Source organism: Acinetobacter sp. TW_SC_4 (assembly GCF_054861205.1).
Window position 1 is genome coordinate 2,352,933 of the sequence record NZ_CM142174.1, and the last position, 18,999, is coordinate 2,371,931.

The window sequence follows — 18,999 nt, forward strand, 5'->3', positions numbered from 1 at the left end:
TGTAGATTAGTGTCAAATATTTCACTGATTGTAGGTTTGGGCAACCCAGGTTCTGAGTATGCTCAAACCCGCCATAATGCAGGCTTCTGGTTTGTAGAACGCCTTGCAGATCAATATGGCATTAGCCTTAAAAAAGACCCTAAATTCAATGGATTCAGCGGTCGTGGCAATATCGAAGGTCAAGACGTCCGTCTCCTTCTACCTACAACATTCATGAACCTTTCCGGTAAAAGTGTTATTCCTTTCGCCAAATTTTACAATATCGCACCCGAATCAATCCTGATTGCCCATGATGAACTGGATATGAATCCAGGCATTATTCGCCTGAAGACTGGCGGTGGTCATGGCGGACATAACGGTTTACGCGATATCGTGCCGCATATCGGTCCGAACTTTCATCGTCTACGCATTGGTATTGGTCACCCAGGTTCTAAAGACCGTGTTTCTGGTCATGTCCTGAGTAAAGCACCAAGCAGTGAACAAGAGTTAATGGACGATGCAATTGCCCATGCACTTGCTCGCGCCAAAATGCTGGTGAACGGTGAAGTACAACAGGCAATGAATCAAATCAATGCTTATAAACCGAACTAAACATTCATAAATTGCTGGACAATTCCGCTTGCCTTGCTGGCCATTTAGGCGCAAAATGCGCAAGCCTACCCACTTATCCAGTGTCGTAGAAATTGATTCAACCATAAGATCAAAGTCTTAGGTCAACTAAGGGGACGCTAGCCATGCTATCTCGTTTATTAAAATGCAAAATTCATCGCGCTTTTGTTACACATGCAGAATTACACTATGAAGGTTCATGTGCAATTGATGGCGTTTTGATGGATCTAGCTGGCATTCGTGAATACGAAGAAATTCATGTTTGGAACGTGACCAATGGTAAGCGTTTTACTACTTATGCCATTCGTGGTGAAGATAATTCAGGGATTATTTCTGTGAATGGTGGTGCTGCGCACCAGGCTGATGTTGGCGATATCGTAATTATCGCAACATTTGGTGATTTCACTGAAGCTGAAGCCAATGCTCATAAACCACGTCTGGTTTATGCCAACCCGGATAACACTGTGAATCACACTGCAAATTGCATTCCGGTACAAGTTGCCTAAGCTGGTTCTACAAGATTCTAAAAAGCTCGCTTCTTGCGGGCTTTTTTTATGGGTTGATTAAAATAAAACTAATTCCCCTGCCACCAGCTTTTTCGGTTCTCACAGTTTAAGGACTTAAGATTTTGATCTACCAGGTCGGCTAACAAAGCTTCTCCATTTTCTTTTAGCTTTAATTCAGCCAATTTGGCATCGCGATAACAAGGCTCAAGTCCTTCGGCAAACATAAAACTGTTGGTAGCCGGATATAAGCCTTCAAAGGTATTCTGCGGATTTTTCAGAATTAATTGCGCTGAGCGTGGCTGATCTAACGCACTTCGATCAAAACTGGATCTGACAACTCTTCCTTTCTCATCAAGCTGTACATAGCTTAGTACACGGGACTGATTTTCGAAATCTTGAATACTGATTTTAGGTTCTGATTGTTCTAATCTCTTCTCCGCTGCTAGTGCACTAAAATGCAGATCATAATTCAGCGCCATATAATCGCCTTGCAGAATTGATCGCGGATCTGCTGGTGCCAGTTCTACATAAATACTTTGGCTATCTCGAAGATGCCATTCATGTTGCGCAATCAATCCACAAAATAAGGCGATACTGAAAATAGCCAGATGCAAAGGAAGAAACTTTTTCATCTTGCCTCTCCTTCCTCATGTTGTAGTTTTGACTCCTTTAAAATATAGGTCAGTAACAAGACCAGTATCCCTGAAGCAAAGATACTAATACTTTTAAACAGAAAGCTTAAACCCAGATTGTAATACAGCATCCATAACCAGAAGATCAGCAATAAAATGGTAAGTGTCTGTATAAGTCGTTGCTGATAAACTACTGCCCATGCCATAAGCAGCATAATGATAAAAATCTCAAAATAGCCCAACAGAATAAGTAAGATGCTAAATACAGGAATTAACCAAAGCCATTTTTCATTAAATTGCTGCCAGTTTTGCCAAATAAAACTCAGTAGTAATAAGCTCGGAAAAACATAAAACAGCAGAACGTGGTCAAAGCTGATCTGCCCGATGCCCTGCCAGTGCTCTAATCCAGTCACCGATTGAACCACGGCTGAACCTGTCAACATAGCGATGATCCAGAGCAGAATACTTTTCTGATAAATTGAGGACTGCCAATATCTAGCGGTTAGGAATAGCCCGATATAAATGACATAGTTCAAGCTTAGAGCAAGCGTGATTACAATATCATCATGCTTAAAAGAGTTCTCTAATGCCAAAACGACAATTGCTAAAGCATGAGCTATCAAGAGTTGTAAGGTCAGAATGAACCAGTGCATCCGTTTGATCACAGTCAGAGCCAGCATCATTAATTGCAACAGCCACACTATAAACAGACTATTGGTGAGCAGTTCCGTATGAATTAATACCGCAGCTTGCCCGCAAACCCAAAGACAATAGGCAAACTGGCGTAAAAATATGGAATTCTTTTGACTTAATAATTTCCAAGCGATACCAATAAAAATGAGACCTAAAACAATTGAAACCGCTTTCCAATAGGTCAGCAATAGGATTGCCAGAATAATCCCAGCAATCCAGGCACCGAGTGCCAAAGGAATGACGGAGAATTTGGTTTGAGGAAATATTTTCTTGAGCGCAAAACTGATCAGCGCAAACCAGCCAAAGATCAGCATTGCCAAGATAAATAAACCAGCTGCTGAATTGGTAAGCCGATCGTCCAACAGTTCAAACAGCCATAGGCTCACACTGGCAGCCAAGCCTGCAATCAATAAAATGGTTTCTAATGCCTGATGCTTACGATAAAAATAAAATGCAGCACCTGCTGGTAGAACAACTGAAGAAGCCAGATAGATCAGCTGAAAATGATGGGTAAACTGCATCATACTGCTGATCGAAATCATGATGATGAATGCAATAAACAGATATCGCAGCAACGGGTAATAACGTATGACAAAGGCAAAACTAATGGCTGTAAGTAGATTCAAAGTCAGTAGATACAACCCTTCTGCCCGTATCATCCAGAAACTTTGTTTAAAGTAAAAATACAATGCCAGCTGAGTGACCACACAAAGCATGGCAAAAATACCGATATTGGATCGATATAGCCACGGCAAGAGTAATACAGCCCAGAGCAGAAATAACTGATAACTATCGGCACCAGTCTGATAGATCTGCCCAATCACAGCCAGACTTAAGCCCAGCATCAGGCCAGACAAGGTATCCAGACTCTGTCTGATCCATTCCCGCTGATTAAAGTAAATACTGGCTATTGCACTACAGACTAAAACCAGCATTGGAATTGCAAGTTGAACCTGATTCGGTAGCATCCACCAGTTCGCAGCCATTAAATACAGCAAACTGACTGCAATCAGCGCAACGCCCAAAATATTGAGATAACGCAAAACCTTTGCATCACAAAACAGCAAGGGAGAAAATGGATTATTATGGATCAGCTCGGTTTTCTTCATTGTCTGAATGATTGATCAATTTCTATTCTTAATAGCAACATAACATGTTTCCAGTTTTTTGCTAAAAGGCTGTAGTAATTCAAATAATCTGTTTTGCTTATCTGAAATTCTGCAAATTCGTGACTGGCCAAACTATACCATCTTTTAAAAACCAGGACTATAATGATCCCACATCGCTTCAGGGCGGGGTGAGATTCCCCACCGGTGGTAATTTCAGGGTAGTAAATCTTTCTATTTCTGAATCAGCCCACGAGCGGTCAATTTCAATTGATCTGCAGATCTGGTGTAAATCCAGAGCCGACGGTATAGTCCGGATGAAAGAAGACGAAAGCAGTACATCCTGTTTTATGCCTGGCATGAAACTGTTTTGCTATAAGCCTATTTTCACTATGTCCTGAAATGTTCAATCGTACTTTTACTTTACGTGAGCGTTTCAATGTCAAGTTTAATTCAACCCGAAATTTTCTTTTCCGCTTTAGCTCCCGCTGAACAGCGCATCCAACAAGCACTCGAAGACATCCGCCAAGGCAGACCTGTTCTGGTGATGGATGACTTTGACCGCGAGAATGAAGCCGACCTCATTGTTGCTGCAGAGACTTTGACTGTAGAAACCATGGCACGCATGATTCGCGATGGTTCCGGTATTGTCTGCCTGTGCCTGACTGATGAACTGGCCAATCATCTAGAACTGCCGCCAATGGTGCAGGATAACTCTAGCCAGTTTAAAACTGCCTTTACTGTAACGATTGAAGCTGCGGAAGGTGTGACGACTGGTGTATCTGCCAAAGACCGTACCACTACGATTAAAGCAGCCATTAAAGACGGTGCTGTCGCCAGTGATCTGAATCGTCCAGGTCATGTCTTCCCTTTACGTGCCCGTGAAGGCGGTGTGCTGACCCGTCGTGGTCATACCGAAGGTACGATTGATCTTGCACGTCTGGCGGGTTTAAGACCTGCCGGTGTTCTGTGTGAACTGACTAACCCAGATGGCACTATGGCTTCTGGCATTCAGGTATTGTCTTATGCACAGACACATCAGCTGACCGTGATCACCATTGATGAACTGGTGCATTACCGCCAGCAGCACAATGTCTAAGGCGTAAAGATAAAAAATCCCGGCTTAAGCCGGGATTTTTATTTTATATAAATATTTTTAGATGAGTACAGATAATATTCCATAGACTGCGACTACCAATAAAATCAAACCGCACAAACCAAGCAAATAAGGATACAGCTTGGATTTAGCAAAGCGTTGAAAGCCTAAATAAACTAATGATAGGGTCAAAAAATCCAGAACAATCCAGCTGATCGTTAGAATTACTAAACTGGAATCTAAGTTTGGAGTAATGCCGATGAACTGCGGGAAAAATGCAGCAAAGAAAATAATATCTTTGGGATTGGAGATCCCCACCAGAAAACCGGTTCGAAATCCTCCCTGTACTGGTTGCAAACCTTGTGAACTGGTTGGACCCTGCCCTTTCCAGACTTCCCGGAAAATCTGGATTCCTAGCCAGGCAATATATAAACAGCCAAGCAGCTTGATGCCATTCAGCCAGTTTTCATTAATGACTAATAAGCCTTTTAAGCTAAAAATAGATAAGGTGATCAATACCAGAGAAGCAAAATTCGTCCCGAAAATGGTCTGTAAAGCATGTTTATAGCCACCTTTCAGTCCAGTACTGGCAACTAGTAGCATAACAGGCCCAGGTGTGGCAATCATGATGACGACGGCCAGACAATAGAGAGCATATTCACTGATATTCACGCCATTTCCTCAGCTATCATGATTTTTTAATAAAAAAGAGGACTTATTCGTCCTCTTCCTGCATCTGAATCAGGTGCTGGCTCATCCCATCCGCCCGTAAAAAGGCCAAGTCATAACTGGCTTTGGCGAGTGCCAGTACCCGACGCTCGAATTCATCCCAAAGCGGACGTACCTGTTTGTAATGAATGCCTAAACCGCTTTCATCAGTAAAATGACGGTTCTTTTCACAGAGTTTCAAGGCATGGTAAAGCTTACGGCCCTTAGTCGCATCTTCACGCAGACGCACCCGTTTAGACAGGACAAATGTTTCCACTTTGGCCAGGTTTGCCATCGGCAGCATCGGGACCAAAATCTGATCTAGCTGTGCATCCAGCCGCTGCCAGACCGCAGTATGTTGATCTGCGTTATAACTGTTCCAGTGAATCACTTCATGATTAAAACGGCGGCAACCACGACAGACCGCATCACCAAATACGGTTGAGCAACGCCCTGCGCAAGGGGTCAAAGATGCAATACGACGATCCGAACTCAAAACTTACTCCAACTGTGCTGCAACTTCCAGCATCTGCATCATTGCATCAAAATCCTGGGTCGGCATGACTATACATGTTCTCCCTATCGATTTGAAGTCCGTTAAAACCCGGCCTTTTACTCGCTTATTCATTCAAATCACGTTAAAATATGCGCCTTTCAAATTATCATGCTACGTTGGAGTATTCCATGAACGCTACTGTAGAACAGCTTGCACCTGTAGAACAGCAAGCGACGACTGGTTGGGTTGTTGCCGCACTTTATCAATTCAAAGAAGTTCAAGACCCTGAGGGTCTGCAACAACGTCTTTTAGACTTGGTAAAAACCATCAACCTTTGCGGTACTCTAATTGTGGCAGGTGAAGGCATTAACGGTACCGTTGCGGGTAACCGTGAAGCCATCGATAAAGTACACCAGTTCCTGCTGGATGAAGGCTTCAACGAAATGGAATATAAAGAGTCGCATAGCTCTGACAAACCATTCCGTAAAATGAAGATCAAGCTGAAAAAAGAGATTGTGACTTTAGGTGTGCCGGTTAAGCCACGTGATCTGGTTGGCCATTATCTTGATCCTAAAGAATGGAATGAGCTGATTGCACGTGATGATGTGATTCTGGTGGATACTCGTAATGATTACGAATATAAAGCCGGTACCTTTAAAGGCGCAATCGATCCGAAAACTGAAACTTTCCGTGAATTCCCTGAATACGTGAAAAAGAATCTGGAACAGCACAAGGACAAGAAAATTGCCATGTTCTGTACCGGTGGTATTCGCTGTGAAAAATCAACTTCTTTATTGCTTCAGGAAGGCTTTAAAGAGGTATATCACCTGAAAGGCGGTATTCTGAAATACCTGGAAGAAACCCCAGCTGAAGAAAGTCTGTGGGAAGGTGAATGTTTCGTATTTGATGGCCGTACTGCGGTTACACATGGTGTGGAAGAAGGTCAAAATACCAAATGTCATGCGTGTGGCTGGCCATTAACACCTGAAGAAGCAGCGCTGCCAAGTTATGAACACGGCGTATCTTGTGTGTACTGCATCGATAAAACCACCGAGAAACAAAAAGAAGGTTTCCGTATGCGTCAATCGCAAATTCTGGCTGCAAAACGTAAACGTCTCTAACTCCAGTTTTGTAACCAAAAATATCTAAGCCCTCTTCGGAGGGCTTTTTATTTACATAAGCATTACATCTGCAATAAAAAACTTACCAATCCCTTACCAAGAACAGCATATTTTTACAGCCAAGCTTGATAGTCTTTATATCACATTACTTTGTTACCATAAGTCTTTCATTATTAATTAATTTTTTAAATGAAAAGGAAAACAAAATGGCCAATTCACTTGCTCGGGATTCAGATAATATTGTTAGATTCCAACCTAAAGAAAATACAAAACTGGAACGTATTACCCAAATGACAGATGAGCTGGAAGCAGAATCACATCTGTTTATTGTGATCTTGGGAACTATCATTGGTGCCATTCTTGCCCTGTTTATCGGCTACCATATTGAGGCTACAGCAGCACATTATTTACTGCTCAGTGCTCTGCCAGTTTGCCTGGCTTACAGCTTACGTAAAGTTTACATTTATACCTTAACCCATAGTTAATCCGCACTTGGCCATTTATATAACTTAACTTTACCCTCTTAAAAATACTGCTTAGGATACAAGCAGTATTCTTTATTTTGCCAATTCTATGAATCTGACTGAATGGATTATTTCTGTCATGGAACAGCTGGGCTACTGGGGCATTGCCCTGCTCATGTTTCTTGACAATGTCTTTCCCCCGATCCCCTCTGAAATTATTATGCCTTCTGCCGGCTATTCCGCTTCTCAGGGAGAATTACTGCTGGTTGGAGTCATTATTGCAGGCAGTATCGGTTCGTTATTGGCAGCGGCATTGCTCTATTGGATTGGCTACAAATTTAACCACGACAGTATTTTCAGATTCATAGACCGATATGGAAAATTCTTGTTTATCAAATCTAAAGACGTGAAAAAATCTCTGGAATGGTTCGAGCAGTATGGACACCGGATTGTATTCTTTGGCCGGATGGTTCCGGCAGTACGTTCCCTCATCAGTATCCCGGCCGGCATGAGCCATATGCCTTTCTGGAAATTCATGTTCTATAGTGGACTAGGTACTGTTATCTGGACCACGTTCCTGGCCTGTGTCGGTTTTTATTTTGGTGAAAATCAGGAATTGATGCACAAAATCTTTAGTCAGGTCAGTTATGTGATTATTGCGATTGTCGTGATCATCGTGGGCTGGGTTTTATACCGTAGACATCAACGTAAAAATCGCCCATCCTGAAGAGACCCCAGCATAAGGAGGCTAAAACGATGTCGCATTATCTTAAATATTTTGCCACCGTTTATCTGACTCTGGTCTTAATAGTCGGCATACTCATCTATGTATTCAATCTGGGCGCCATTCTGATGATTCCTGCCCTGATTGCCTCCGCCTTTCTCAGCGCCCGATACTTTGTGAAAAAAGAACTCCGACTACCCACCCAGGAAGAGAAAAGCAGACTGGTCTGGGGTTCCACGATTATTGCCATGACCTTTGGATTTATCTTTTTGTTTATAGTGATCTGGCTGCATCCACAGACGGAGGAAATCTATAGAAGAATGGCTTATACAGGACGCGGGCCAAACTCGTTCCTGGTGGCTACAAGTATTGCCTTACATGCCTTGCTGTTCCATATCGCCTATAATGGCTATGCGCGTTATAGCTTGAGCAAGCGTACGGGTGCCGATCATAAACCTTAGACTAGGTAATTAACTAGTCCAAACGTTGTACAAAACACCTGAGCTAAAAAAAGCACCTGACGGTGCTTTTTCATGGCGGGGCATGACTTATTCTGGTGTGTGGTACATCAGATATAATTCATTCAAGTTTTCTGGAATCTCTTCTGCAAGCTCATCCATTAACTGACCATTGCGACGGAAAGATTCCATTTGCGGATCTTCTTCATCGATGCCACTGAATACCATAATTGGCAGCGTTAAATCGACCAACTGTTCTTCAAATTCTTCTGTAAACCAGGCTTCTTCGTTCAGGAACATGGCATCTACAAAGCCCACACTCCAGTCACCTAGACTTGATTCGGTATCTGCTTCTTCAATTTCAAATGGGAAAGTGATCCCTTCTTCATTGGCCAAGCTTTGACGGATTGACTCTAACCATGCTTTAACCTGATTGATGATTTCTGCAGGCACTTTTTTCTGGTTGCCTTCAAAAAGCTCATCCATCCATTTGTCAAATTGCGGGCCTACTGCGATAGCACATAAGAAACCATGAGTTGCCGCAAAATCCAGACCATACTCATTTTGGTCGCCATCCAGATATTCACTCAACAGGTCTAAATCTAAAGCACTCATTTAACATCCAAACTTAGAAAACCGAAAGGATTAGCATAGCATTTATTCAGGCTATGCTAAATCTGAATTCGTTAATCTTCGTCGTCAAAGTCGTCATCATCGTCGAAGTCATAATCAAAATCTTTGAGTTCGCGTTCCAGGCGGCGTTGCGAGAGCAGATCATCAATTAAACGACGTTTTTCCAACGACTCTTTCGCACTTAGCTTACTCGATGCCTCATCGAAATTAACATCATCATCACCGTAGCTATCATCTAGTTCAAAATCTGTCGAAGACACTAAAACTACCTCGTAGTGAAAAATGTAAATGGGTCTAGGCGCTATTTATCTTGCCTTTAAAAACTTGTCAAGTTTTATTTATATATTTTGTATGTTTATACTAGTTAGCTCTTGTTTTTCTACAGCATAATTGTGTATTTATTAGCTGGTTAGATAGTGAACGCTTTTTATCCCATGGATGAGGGACGTTTCTAAAATTAGATTGGGAAATACACTTGAAAAGATAAACTTAGACCCAATATCGATATTCAATTGTTATTCAAACATATTTATAAAATCATGCTTGACTGATCAATTCCAAAAACTATTTCAGGTGAATTGTGCTATCATGCACGGTTTTTCACTGCCACAGATTCAACGAAGAGTAAGCAAAGATGAGCGATATGACTTCCCCTACTTCTCAAGTAGCGGCTCTGATTAGCCGAGGCAAAGAACAAGGTTACTTAACCTTCGCTGAGGTTAACGATCATCTCCCGGACTCCATCACAGAAAGCGAACAGATTGAAGACATCATTCAAATGCTGAATGATGTGGGTATTCCTGTCCATGATCGTGCGCCTGAATCTGATGATGCAATGTTCGAGGATACTGCAGAAGCTGCCGATGAAGTTGCAGAAGAAGAAGCTGCGGCTGTACTTGCATCTGTAGAAAACGAACCAGGTCGTACGACTGACCCTGTACGTATGTACATGCGTGAAATGGGTACCGTTGAACTTTTAACGCGTGAAGGCGAAATTAGCATTGCAAAACGCATTGAAGAAGGTATCCGAGACGTTCTTCACTCTATTGCTTACTGGCCGAATGCTGTAGAAGTTGTACTACAAGAATACAAAGATTATGAAGCTGGCGAACGCCGCCTTGCTGACATTCTGTCAGGTTATTTAGACCCTGAATCAGATGAAGAAATTCCAGAAGTACTGGAAGAAGTCGCTGAAATCGAAGAAGACGAAGAAGCAACGACCAAGTCAACCAAAGATGTAAAACTGGATGATGACGAGGAAGATGAAGAGTCTGATAGCGATGACGATTCTGAAGGTGACTCAGGCCCAGATCCAGAAATTGCCAAAGTTCGTTTTGCCGAACTTTCAGATGCCTGGAAAAATACCAAAGCGGTACTGGAAAAACACGGCCGTAACAGCAAAGAAGCAGAAGAAGCACTTCAAGCGCTTGCAACTGTGTTCATGATGTTCAAGTTCACCCCGCGTTTGTTCGATATCATTTCTGAAATGATTCGTGGTACACATGACCAGATCCGTGGTGCAGAACGTGAAGTGATGCGTTATGCCGTCCGTCGTGGCCGTATGGACCGTACCCAGTTCCGTACTACTTTCCCGGGTCAGGAATCGAATCCAGCCTGGTTAGATGAGCAAATTGCGAAAGCGACTGCTGATCAGAAAGCTTATCTGGAAAAAGTACGTCCTGACGTATTGGCCTTCCAGCAAAAAATCGCAGATATCGAAAAAGACCTTGATCTTAAAGTTCGTGACATCAAAGACATTGCCAAACGTATGGCAGTCGGTGAAGCGAAAGCACGTCGTGCCAAGAAAGAAATGGTTGAAGCAAACTTGCGTCTGGTCATTTCGATTGCGAAGAAATATACCAACCGTGGCTTGCAGTTCCTGGATCTGATTCAGGAAGGTAACATCGGTCTGATGAAAGCGGTAGACAAGTTTGAATACCGTCGTGGTTATAAGTTCTCGACTTATGCCACTTGGTGGATTCGTCAGGCGATTACCCGTTCAATCGCGGATCAGGCACGTACCATTCGTATTCCAGTGCACATGATTGAAACGATTAACAAGATCAACCGTGTATCTCGTCAATTGCTTCAGGAAATGGGCCGTGAACCGACACCGGAAGAACTGGGCGAACGTCTGGAAATGGACGAAGTGAAGGTTCGTAAAGTACTGAAAATCGCTAAAGAACCGATTTCGATGGAAACACCAATCGGCGATGATGAAGATTCGCATTTGGGTGACTTCATTGAAGACAGCAACATCACCTCACCAGTGGATGCTGCTACTTCAGAAGGCCTGAAAGAAGCGACTCGCGAAGTACTGGAAAACCTGACTGAACGTGAAGCGAAAGTCCTGAAAATGCGTTTCGGTATCGACATGCCAACGGATCATACTTTGGAAGAAGTCGGTAAACAGTTCGATGTAACCCGCGAACGTATCCGTCAGATCGAAGCGAAAGCTCTACGTAAGTTACGTCACCCTTCCCGTTCTGAACATCTGCGTTCATTCCTGGAAAATGACTAAGATTTAATACAATTTTGGAGACTTGAAATTTCATCTCTCGCCTCCATTTTGTATTGCAATACACCCAAACGCCTGCGCTACGCAGGCGTTTCGAATAGGGGAACTACATGTTAGACCGTACACCATCTCGTGAACTCCGCGAAGATCTTTGGGTTTTTCCAATGGATTACCCAATCAAACTCATTGGCCTTGCAGGTGAAGAACTGCTGAATGCAGTTGTTGAGATTTTTACCAAACATTTCCCTGACTTTGATGGCGATAGCGTAAGCATCACTCCATCTCGTACTGGTAAATATCATTCGATCACTGCTCAGCTACGTTTCCTTGAACTGGAACAGGTTCATGCCGTATATGCTGATCTTGCAGCTTGCCCACTGATCAAGACTGCACTTTAAGATTATTCTGCTCCAACCTTGGCAAATTAAAAGACACGCTTTCGGGCGTGTTTTTTATATGTGTGACCAGCTCACCAACAATTACTACGAATCCCTCCCCTATCCATTGCTGAAATCATTATAATTATTTTCAGTATGATTTAATTTTCTAAGGACGCACACTGTGACAGCTGCGGTTCAAAAACCCTCCCTGATTATCCGTCAATATAATAACCTGACTCCCTACGAAGACCGTTTTCTGGAAATGAAAAGCTTCACGGAAAACCGTGATGAAAATACGCCTGATGAGTTATGGATTTTGCAGCACCATGATGTACTGACCCAAGGTCAGGCAGGCAAACCGGAACATATCCTGATTCCAACTGATATTCCTGTCATTCAAACCGACCGTGGTGGTCAAGTCACTTGGCATGGTCCTGGTCAGCTCGTCGCATACTTTATGTTTGACCTGAATCGTCTGGGTTGGAATGTCCGTAGATTGGTGTCGTATGCTGAAAACCTGATGATCCAGCTCCTAAAAAATCATGGCATTGAAGCCTATGCCAAACCCGATGCTCCGGGCGTCTATGTGAATGAGCGTAAAATTGGTTCTCTCGGCTTCAAGATTCGTAAAGGCCGTAGCTATCATGGCCTGTCTTTAAATATTGATTGCGACCTGACTGGTTTCCATACCATTAACCCTTGCGGCTATGCAGGTCTGGAAATGGTGCGAATTAATGACCTCGTCAGCAATCCGCCAAAGTTTAATGACTTATGTGTTGAAATTATTGAAACTTTAAGCAGCAGCGGTTACTTTAATCAGGTGAACGTCGAGCAAAGATAAAGCCTTTGCATTTTAACAATAAATAAATTAGAGTAATTACTCTAAACAAATAATATCAAGATAGGGATCATCACGTGATTGCGACAAAATCCGTAAAACCCGCTTTGCAGCTTGCCTATGTCAAACTGATGATGGATATCATTGGCCGTGGCCTGGTCATGGCAAGTCAGGTAGACCCAGAAATCAAACAGGAAGTTGCCCAGTTTCCCGCCAATTTCAGGCTTTCAATGAATGTTTTTCCGCATGGCCCGGCCTTCGTTGCCCGGGTCACGGAACAACATCAGCTGGAACTGGTCAAAGACAGCAGCATCAAGCCAGACCTGACCATTACCTTTAAGCATCTGCATCATGCCTTTCTGGTGTTTTCCTTTCAGGAAAGCACGTCTCAGGCCTTTGCCAATGACCGCATGATTGCCAATGGTGATATTTCCTATGCGATCCGTCTGGTACGTTGCCTGAATAAAATGGAAGCGCTGATCTTGCCGAAAATGGTGGCGCAACTGGCAGTAAAAGAATACCCGAATAATCTGAGACTCAAAGATAAAATCATGGAAGCGAGCAGCATCTACTTAAAAGTCGCTCAATCTTATTTGAAACGGAGTGTATAACATGGCAAAACCTTATTATGAATTTTTCTGTCCAGTCAAAGTGATTGCTGGTCATGCCGCGTTAGAACACATTCCTTTTGAACTGGCCACTTTAGGTGCTAAACGTCCACTGATCATTACTGATAAAGGGGTACGTGCCAATAACCTGCTGGCGCCGATTGAAGCTGCTTTTGAATCGACCGATGCCAAAATTGCAGCGATTTTTGATGATGTACCGCCAGATTCTAGTTTAGGTACAGTGCGTAGCGCAGCACAGCTTTATCGTGATCATGATTGCGATGCCATTATTGCTGTTGGCGGCGGTTCAGTGATTGATACTTCAAAAGCGACCAATATTCTAGTCTCTGAAGGTGGTGACGACTTACTCAAATATTCTGGTGCGCATAATCTGCCTAAACCGCTGAAGCCATTTTTCGTAATTCCTACGACTTCAGGAACTGGTTCTGAAGTGACGATGGTTGCTGTGGTATCGGATACTGAAAAGAATTTGAAAATGCCATTCGCATCCTATTACCTAATGCCGCATGCTGCGATTCTGGATCCACGTATGACCCAGACCCTGCCACCGCATCTGACTGCCATGACAGCCATGGATGCGATGACACATGCTGTAGAAGCCTACACGTGTATGGCAGCCAATCCAATTTCCGATGCCTATGCCACAGCTGCAGTGAAAAAGGTCAGTGCCAACCTGTTTAATGTACTCGACAACCCAGCTGATGCTCAAGGTCGTCTGGAGCTGGCTCAAGCCTCTACTATGGCTGGTATTGCCTTCTCCAATTCAATGGTGGGCCTGGTGCACTCGCTTGGACATGCTCTAGGTGCAGTCGCGCATTTGCCGCATGGCCTATGTATGAACCTGTTCCTGCCTTATGTGCTGGAATATAACAAGGAAGTCAATGGTGACAAGATTGCCGAGCTGCTACTACCATTAGCGGGTGCGGATATCTATGCACAGACGCCAGCACACCTACGTGCAGACAAGACCATTGCTACAATTTTAACCATGCGTGATCGAATCTATAGCTTGACCAAATTACCGCGCACATTAAGTGAAACAGGTAAGATTTCTGAAGCACAGCTGGATGAAGTTACTGAAAAAGCATTAAATGATGGTTCCATCATTTACAACCCGAAAGAAGCCAGTTTGGAAGATCTGAAATCTATCTTAAAAAAGGCTTGGTAATTACTGAAAAATAAGCCAATATAGCGAAAAATTTAAGCCTGATGTTTTTTTAGACATCGGGCTTTTATCTTGCAGGAAATCGCTGTTTTTTGCTTCGAATGGCACATTTCGTGCAGGCCTAAATTCAAAAAATAGCTAGTAAAAGCCGTAATTTTAAAGTAGATTGGCGCGCTTTTATAGAAAATTGTAGGGGGGATCGTTCGTCTCAAACGATCCTTATTAAATATGACTGATCCTTGATCAACGATTAAGAGGATAACGCCGTTGACAAATTTCTCTGGGACTCAATCGGCAGCTAAACTGCAAAAAACGCTAGGGCTCTGGCACATCATTATTATTGGTTTAGCTTACATTCAACCAATGACCTTATTTGATACTTTTGGTTTGGTATCTGAAGAAAGTCATTTGCATGTTCCTACTTCTTACATCATTGCCCTGATTGCAATTTTGTTTACATCGATCAGCTATGGTCACATGATTCGCCGTTACCCTTCTTCGGGTTCGGCTTATACCTATGCCCAAAAATCGATTCATCCGAATATTGGCTTTATGGTGGGCTGGTCTTCTTGGCTGGATTATCTGTTATCCCCAATGGTGAACATCATCCTGGCAGTGATCTATCTTGAAGCACTGTTTCCTGATGTGAACCATTGGGTCTGGGTAATCGTACTGACTGCCTTTATGACCGGGGTAAACCTGCGTGGTGCACGCTTCGTGGCGAACTTTAACAGTTTGATCGTACTGGTACAGTTATTGGTGATCGGTATCTTTACCTGGATGGTATTTACCAAACTGCAGGCCGGTTTCAATGCTGATGGTCCGATTACAGCTGAACAGCGTTACCAGCTTTGGAGTCTTGAACCGTTCTGGAATGAACTGACTTCAGTTGGCGCCTTGATTACTGGTGCGACCTTACTGTGCTTCTCATTCACTGGTTTTGACTCTTTAAGTTCTCTGGCAGAAGAAACCAAAGATACTGAAAACACCTTGCCTAAAGCGATTTTCTTGACTGCTTTAATCGCTGGTGTGATTTTCATTATCAGTACTTACTTCATGCAGTTGTACTTCCCTTCTACACCGGGTTCTTACTTCAAGAATATTGCTGAAACTCAGCCAGAAATCCTACTTCTTGTCGGTGGCTCACTGTTCCAGTCTTATGTGCTGACTTTTGCGATCATTACCGTAATGGCGTCTGGTATTTCTGCTCACGCAGGTGTATCACGTCTAATGTATGTCATGGGTCGTGATGGCGTGATCAACAAGAAAATCTTTGGTCATATCAGTCCGAAAAGCTATACGCCAAACTACAACATTCTGATTGTAGGTGCAGTGGCCTTAACTGCTGGCTTCATGGATCTGGATATCGTGATTTCAATGATTAGTTTCGGTGCCTTGACTGCGTTTACATTCGTAAACCTGTCAGTGATTTCACGTTATGCACTGCGTGATGGTCGTACTAAAACCGCAAAAGACATTTTTAGCTTTGTGGTCATCCCGATGCTTGGTTTTATCAGTATCTTTGCGATGTGGCTGGAAATTGAAGAAACTGCACTGAAATACGGTTTATGGTGGGCGATGTTCGGTATTTTGTACCTGGGTTATAAAACCAAGGGCTTTAAGCACCCTGCTCCACAACATAACGAGTTTGAATAATCGATATTGTTCATACTTAAAAAGGCGCTTTATGCGCCTTTTTTTATTTTCTTGGATAATGGACTGGGCTTATTGTAGGCGACAGTCAAAACCCATCTGGGTATTGACCCGGTTATTTTGAAAGCCCAATTTTTCAATAAACAGATCATGATTGGATAATAGTTTCTGATCTTCCGGACTGAGTCGAGCCTTGTTCTTTACCGCCATTTGATACATTTCATTCACCACGCCCTGAAAAATATCACAAACTTCCTGACGTTTGGCTGGTTTCATCTGACGTCCACGCCAAGTCCACTCGAAATCATCACGGCTAAGGATTTTGCCCCATTGCTCAATGCGGCTATTTAAGCGCCGTTGCATCGCTGCCAGCCCTTGGCGGATTTATTCCTGAGTAATGGGCTGAGCTGTATCTTGTGATGATACTGATTGCTGTGGCGCTTCTTGAGCCTGTGTCATCATGCTGGCCAGCAATAACGTACTACAGCTTGCTAAAAACCATCCTTTTTTCTACATTCTCAACAGCTTATCTACAAGATTACCTGAAAGACCAAACATGTACCTGTATCTGTTACATAAAATAAAAAAGCTGCCTTTAGGCAGCTGTTTAAATCGGTACGATGAACTTAAAGCGGTTTAAAACCCTGTTGACGCCAAGCTTCATAGACAATCACAGCTGTTGCATTGGACAGATTCAAGCTGCGTGAATTCTCGGCCATTGGCAGACGAATCCAGTGCTCTTTTGGGAACATCATACGTACATGCTCTGGCAAGCCACGAGTTTCTGATCCCATCAACAAGGCTACAGAACGATTTAGATCTGAGGTATGCGGGGTTTCAAAACCTTTGGTGGTCAGCGGATAAACCGCATCCACACCTACGCCCTTAGTAGCCAGATCGGCCAGACACTCTTCAATATTTTCCCAAATCTGCATATTGGCATATTCATGATAATCGAGACCGGCACGTCTTAGTTTTTTATCATCCAGTTCAAAGCCAAGGGGCTTGACCAAATGTAACTGTGCTCCCGTATTTGCGCATAGGCGAATAATATTACCTGTATTGGCAGGAATTTCAGGTTCATATAAAACAACATGGATCACAGCTTTTCTCTACTTTTGGGAGTTTAGTGGCCATTTAGGACCACTTCAATTTTTCACGTAAACGCACCACTTCACCAATAATGGTCAAGGTTGGTGCCTGAATATGGTGCTCATTCACTTTCGATGCAATATCTTGGAGCGTTCCCACCACCACTTTTTGCTCTGGTGTGGTGCCTTTTGAGACCAAGGCCACTGGCATATCTGGACGCTGACCATGCTCAATCAATTGTGCACAGATTTTTTCCAGTCCCACCAGTCCCATATAAAGTACCAGTGTCTGGTTTTCATAAACCAGTTCATTCCAAGGCAGTTCAGGAGAACCTTCTTTTAAATGACCTGTCAGGAAACGCACGCTTTGTGCATAATCACGATGAGTGAGCGGAATACCAGCATAAGCTGAACAGCCTGAAGCTGCGGTAATGCCAGGCACGACCTGAAAGGCCACGCCAGCAGCAAACAGCTCTTCAATCTCTTCACCGCCACGACCAAAGATAAACGGATCACCGCCTTTTAGACGACAGACTCGCTTGCCTTCGCTGGCATATTTCACCAGTAAGGCATTAATCCCTTCTTGTGGCACCGCATGATTGGACCTCGCCTTACCGACATAGATCTTTTCTGCATCACGGCGACAGAGATCCATAATCGGTGCAGAGACCAAACGGTCATAGATCACCACATCGGCCTGCTGCATCAAGCGTAAGGCTTTTAGCGTCAATAACTCCGGATCACCCGGTCCGGCACCGACCAGATAAACCTCACCTTTTGGCTTTTGCCATTCATTTAAGGCTTGTTCAATCAAACGGTCGGCTTCAGCCAGATTTTCATTAAATACCTGTTCTTTCAAAGGACTGGCATATAAATCTTCCCAGAAGATACGGCGTTCATCGGGATTAGTGATCTTGGCTTTAACTGCACTACGCCACTTACCAGAGAACTCAGCCAGTTTACCCATACCATGCGGAATGGTAGCTTCAAGCTGAGTGCGGATCTGACGAGACAATACTGGTGAAGTACCGTTACTCGCGACTGAAATAACCAGTGGTGAGCGGTCGATAATTGCTGGCACCATGAAACGGCAATGTGGTGGATCATCAACACTGTTGACCAGCACATTTTCAGCTTCACAGTCTTCAAACACCTGACGGTTGACTCCAGCATCATTGGTCGCTGCAATCACCAGACGGTAGGAACGTAGAGGAATTTCAGAATTGAAAGGTGCCTGAACATATTGACCGGCGGTCGCTTGAACAATCTCAAGCAGACTCGCTTCGATCTCAGGTGCAACCACCGAAATGACTGCCCCTGCTTTCTGTAGCAATACCGCTTTACGGTATGCAATATGTCCACCACCGACAATCAGACAAGGTTGCTGTTGCAACTTTAACGAGATTGGAAAGATATCCACAAAATACCTCAAAAAGTTTTAAATCTGACTGTCTAAGCAATTTTCATGCACATTTTGGT

Annotated in this window: 22 protein-coding genes, 1 pseudogene and 1 riboswitch; of the genes and pseudogenes, 13 read left to right on the forward strand and 10 right to left on the reverse strand. The window is 43.4% G+C overall.

Features of this window, described 5'->3' with window-relative positions; translation table 11 throughout:
• Positions 1 to 9 precede the first annotated feature (9 nt).
• Together pth and panD are read left to right on the forward strand one after the other, a co-directional pair.
• A complete protein-coding gene (gene pth, locus ACWM1W_RS11475; protein ID WP_004784843.1) occupies positions 10 to 591 on the forward strand; it encodes an aminoacyl-tRNA hydrolase in 582 nt (193 codons plus the stop codon).
• A gap of 143 nt (positions 592 to 734) precedes the next feature.
• Entirely contained in the window at positions 735 to 1,115 is a 381-nt protein-coding gene (gene panD, locus ACWM1W_RS11480) for an aspartate 1-decarboxylase (protein ID WP_004784844.1), read from the forward strand.
• Between the two features lie 68 nt (positions 1,116 to 1,183).
• Here panD and ACWM1W_RS11485 read toward each other — a convergent pair whose 3' ends face one another.
• The gene (locus tag ACWM1W_RS11485; RefSeq protein WP_461603259.1) at positions 1,184 to 1,747 is read right to left on the reverse strand and encodes a GDYXXLXY domain-containing protein; all 564 of its coding nucleotides are present in this window, start codon (positions 1,745 to 1,747) and stop codon (positions 1,184 to 1,186) included.
• On the reverse strand, positions 1,744 to 3,549 hold the full coding sequence (locus ACWM1W_RS11490) for a DUF2157 domain-containing protein (protein WP_004784848.1): 1,806 nt from the start codon (positions 3,547 to 3,549) through the stop codon (positions 1,744 to 1,746). The genes ACWM1W_RS11485 and ACWM1W_RS11490 overlap by 4 nt, the downstream gene beginning before the upstream one ends.
• 171 nt (positions 3,550 to 3,720) lie before the next feature.
• Positions 3,721 to 3,879, forward strand: a riboswitch (FMN riboswitch).
• A gap of 106 nt (positions 3,880 to 3,985) precedes the next feature.
• Between ACWM1W_RS11490 and ribB the strand changes: the two genes are divergently transcribed.
• Positions 3,986 to 4,645, forward strand: a complete 660-nt coding sequence (ribB, locus tag ACWM1W_RS11495; RefSeq protein WP_004784851.1) for a 3,4-dihydroxy-2-butanone-4-phosphate synthase — start codon at positions 3,986 to 3,988, stop codon at positions 4,643 to 4,645.
• Between the two features lie 57 nt (positions 4,646 to 4,702).
• Here ribB and ACWM1W_RS11500 read toward each other — a convergent pair whose 3' ends face one another.
• Genes ACWM1W_RS11500 through ACWM1W_RS11510 form a run of 3 tightly spaced genes read right to left on the reverse strand, consistent with a single transcriptional unit; the run spans position 4,703 to position 5,978 of the window.
• Complete coding sequence (locus ACWM1W_RS11500) at positions 4,703 to 5,314, reverse strand: LysE family translocator (protein ID WP_004784853.1); 612 nt, start codon at positions 5,312 to 5,314, stop codon at positions 4,703 to 4,705.
• A gap of 43 nt (positions 5,315 to 5,357) precedes the next feature.
• The gene (locus ACWM1W_RS11505; RefSeq protein ID WP_004784856.1) at positions 5,358 to 5,846 is read right to left on the reverse strand and encodes a DUF1289 domain-containing protein; all 489 of its coding nucleotides are present in this window, start codon (positions 5,844 to 5,846) and stop codon (positions 5,358 to 5,360) included.
• A 3-nt stretch (positions 5,847 to 5,849) separates the two neighbouring features.
• On the reverse strand, positions 5,850 to 5,978 hold the full coding sequence (locus ACWM1W_RS11510; protein WP_262477638.1) for a hypothetical protein: 129 nt from the start codon (positions 5,976 to 5,978) through the stop codon (positions 5,850 to 5,852).
• Between the two features lie 56 nt (positions 5,979 to 6,034).
• On the opposite strand from ACWM1W_RS11510, the gene trhO reads away from it, so the two are divergent.
• The 4 genes from trhO to ACWM1W_RS11530 all read left to right on the forward strand — a co-directional run bounded on the left by trhO (position 6,035) and on the right by ACWM1W_RS11530 (position 8,616).
• The gene (trhO, locus tag ACWM1W_RS11515) at positions 6,035 to 6,967 is read left to right on the forward strand and encodes an oxygen-dependent tRNA uridine(34) hydroxylase TrhO (protein WP_004784858.1); all 933 of its coding nucleotides are present in this window, start codon (positions 6,035 to 6,037) and stop codon (positions 6,965 to 6,967) included.
• Between the two features lie 206 nt (positions 6,968 to 7,173).
• The gene (locus ACWM1W_RS11520; RefSeq protein ID WP_004784859.1) at positions 7,174 to 7,452 is read left to right on the forward strand and encodes a hypothetical protein; all 279 of its coding nucleotides are present in this window, start codon (positions 7,174 to 7,176) and stop codon (positions 7,450 to 7,452) included.
• A gap of 88 nt (positions 7,453 to 7,540) precedes the next feature.
• Positions 7,541 to 8,158, forward strand: a complete 618-nt coding sequence (locus ACWM1W_RS11525) for a DedA family protein (RefSeq protein ID WP_004784864.1) — start codon at positions 7,541 to 7,543, stop codon at positions 8,156 to 8,158.
• A gap of 29 nt (positions 8,159 to 8,187) precedes the next feature.
• Positions 8,188 to 8,616, forward strand: a complete 429-nt coding sequence (locus ACWM1W_RS11530; protein WP_004784865.1) for an ABZJ_00895 family protein — start codon at positions 8,188 to 8,190, stop codon at positions 8,614 to 8,616.
• Between the two features lie 87 nt (positions 8,617 to 8,703).
• Here ACWM1W_RS11530 and ACWM1W_RS11535 read toward each other — a convergent pair whose 3' ends face one another.
• Both ACWM1W_RS11535 and ACWM1W_RS11540 read right to left on the reverse strand, forming a co-directional pair.
• Entirely contained in the window at positions 8,704 to 9,228 is a 525-nt protein-coding gene (locus tag ACWM1W_RS11535; protein ID WP_004784868.1) for a YecA/YgfB family protein, read from the reverse strand.
• 71 nt (positions 9,229 to 9,299) lie between these two features.
• On the reverse strand, positions 9,300 to 9,506 hold the full coding sequence (locus tag ACWM1W_RS11540; protein WP_004784869.1) for a PA3496 family putative envelope integrity protein: 207 nt from the start codon (positions 9,504 to 9,506) through the stop codon (positions 9,300 to 9,302).
• Positions 9,507 to 9,880: 374 nt separating this feature from the next.
• On the opposite strand from ACWM1W_RS11540, the gene rpoD reads away from it, so the two are divergent.
• The 6 genes from rpoD to ACWM1W_RS11570 all read left to right on the forward strand — a co-directional run bounded on the left by rpoD (position 9,881) and on the right by ACWM1W_RS11570 (position 16,432).
• On the forward strand, positions 9,881 to 11,767 hold the full coding sequence (rpoD, locus tag ACWM1W_RS11545) for an RNA polymerase sigma factor RpoD (protein WP_004784872.1): 1,887 nt from the start codon (positions 9,881 to 9,883) through the stop codon (positions 11,765 to 11,767).
• Between the two features lie 107 nt (positions 11,768 to 11,874).
• Positions 11,875 to 12,162 carry a YbeD family protein gene (locus ACWM1W_RS11550; protein WP_004784874.1) on the forward strand — a complete coding sequence of 96 codons (288 nt, stop codon included), beginning with the start codon at positions 11,875 to 11,877 and terminating at the stop codon, positions 12,160 to 12,162.
• Between the two features lie 163 nt (positions 12,163 to 12,325).
• Positions 12,326 to 12,985 carry a lipoyl(octanoyl) transferase LipB gene (lipB, locus tag ACWM1W_RS11555; RefSeq protein WP_004784876.1) on the forward strand — a complete coding sequence of 220 codons (660 nt, stop codon included), beginning with the start codon at positions 12,326 to 12,328 and terminating at the stop codon, positions 12,983 to 12,985.
• Between the two features lie 74 nt (positions 12,986 to 13,059).
• A complete protein-coding gene (locus ACWM1W_RS11560; RefSeq protein ID WP_004784877.1) occupies positions 13,060 to 13,593 on the forward strand; it encodes a hypothetical protein in 534 nt (177 codons plus the stop codon).
• A gap of 1 nt (position 13,594) precedes the next feature.
• A complete protein-coding gene (locus ACWM1W_RS11565; RefSeq protein WP_004784880.1) occupies positions 13,595 to 14,779 on the forward strand; it encodes an iron-containing alcohol dehydrogenase in 1,185 nt (394 codons plus the stop codon).
• Positions 14,780 to 15,043: 264 nt separating this feature from the next.
• Positions 15,044 to 16,432: an APC family permease gene (locus ACWM1W_RS11570; RefSeq protein WP_004784881.1), complete on the forward strand. Its 1,389-nt coding sequence runs from the start codon at positions 15,044 to 15,046 to the stop codon at positions 16,430 to 16,432.
• 69 nt (positions 16,433 to 16,501) lie between these two features.
• Here the strand turns inward: ACWM1W_RS11570 and ACWM1W_RS11575 are convergent.
• The 3 genes and pseudogenes from ACWM1W_RS11575 to cysG form a co-directional block, all read right to left on the reverse strand.
• Positions 16,502 to 16,891 (reverse strand): annotated as a pseudogene (locus tag ACWM1W_RS11575) (hypothetical protein).
• Between the two features lie 164 nt (positions 16,892 to 17,055).
• Positions 17,056 to 17,532 (reverse strand): tRNA (cytidine(34)-2'-O)-methyltransferase, encoded by a 477-nt coding sequence (locus ACWM1W_RS11580; protein ID WP_004784885.1) that lies wholly within the window; start codon positions 17,530 to 17,532, stop codon positions 17,056 to 17,058.
• 34 nt (positions 17,533 to 17,566) lie between these two features.
• Complete coding sequence (gene cysG, locus ACWM1W_RS11585; protein ID WP_004784888.1) at positions 17,567 to 18,940, reverse strand: siroheme synthase CysG; 1,374 nt, start codon at positions 18,938 to 18,940, stop codon at positions 17,567 to 17,569.
• Between the last annotated feature and the right edge of the window lie 59 nt (positions 18,941 to 18,999).

Excerpts from the sequence above, each read along its gene's own strand:
- panD (WP_004784844.1), top strand. The coding sequence starts at position 735 with ATGCTATCTCGTTTATTAAAATGCAAAATTCATCGCGCTTTTGTTACA.
- ACWM1W_RS11485 (WP_461603259.1), bottom strand. The coding sequence starts at position 1,747 with ATGAAAAAGTTTCTTCCTTTGCATCTGGCTATTTTCAGTATCGCCTTA.
- ACWM1W_RS11490 (WP_004784848.1), bottom strand. The coding sequence starts at position 3,549 with ATGAAGAAAACCGAGCTGATCCATAATAATCCATTTTCTCCCTTGCTG.
- ribB (WP_004784851.1), top strand. The coding sequence starts at position 3,986 with ATGTCAAGTTTAATTCAACCCGAAATTTTCTTTTCCGCTTTAGCTCCC.
- ACWM1W_RS11510 (WP_262477638.1), bottom strand. The coding sequence starts at position 5,978 with ATGAATAAGCGAGTAAAAGGCCGGGTTTTAACGGACTTCAAATCGATA.
- trhO (WP_004784858.1), top strand. The coding sequence starts at position 6,035 with ATGAACGCTACTGTAGAACAGCTTGCACCTGTAGAACAGCAAGCGACG.
- ACWM1W_RS11520 (WP_004784859.1), top strand. The coding sequence starts at position 7,174 with ATGGCCAATTCACTTGCTCGGGATTCAGATAATATTGTTAGATTCCAA.
- ACWM1W_RS11525 (WP_004784864.1), top strand. The coding sequence starts at position 7,541 with ATGAATCTGACTGAATGGATTATTTCTGTCATGGAACAGCTGGGCTAC.
- ACWM1W_RS11530 (WP_004784865.1), top strand. The coding sequence starts at position 8,188 with ATGTCGCATTATCTTAAATATTTTGCCACCGTTTATCTGACTCTGGTC.
- ACWM1W_RS11535 (WP_004784868.1), bottom strand. The coding sequence starts at position 9,228 with ATGAGTGCTTTAGATTTAGACCTGTTGAGTGAATATCTGGATGGCGAC.
- rpoD (WP_004784872.1), top strand. The coding sequence starts at position 9,881 with ATGAGCGATATGACTTCCCCTACTTCTCAAGTAGCGGCTCTGATTAGC.
- ACWM1W_RS11550 (WP_004784874.1), top strand. The coding sequence starts at position 11,875 with ATGTTAGACCGTACACCATCTCGTGAACTCCGCGAAGATCTTTGGGTT.
- ACWM1W_RS11565 (WP_004784880.1), top strand. The coding sequence starts at position 13,595 with ATGGCAAAACCTTATTATGAATTTTTCTGTCCAGTCAAAGTGATTGCT.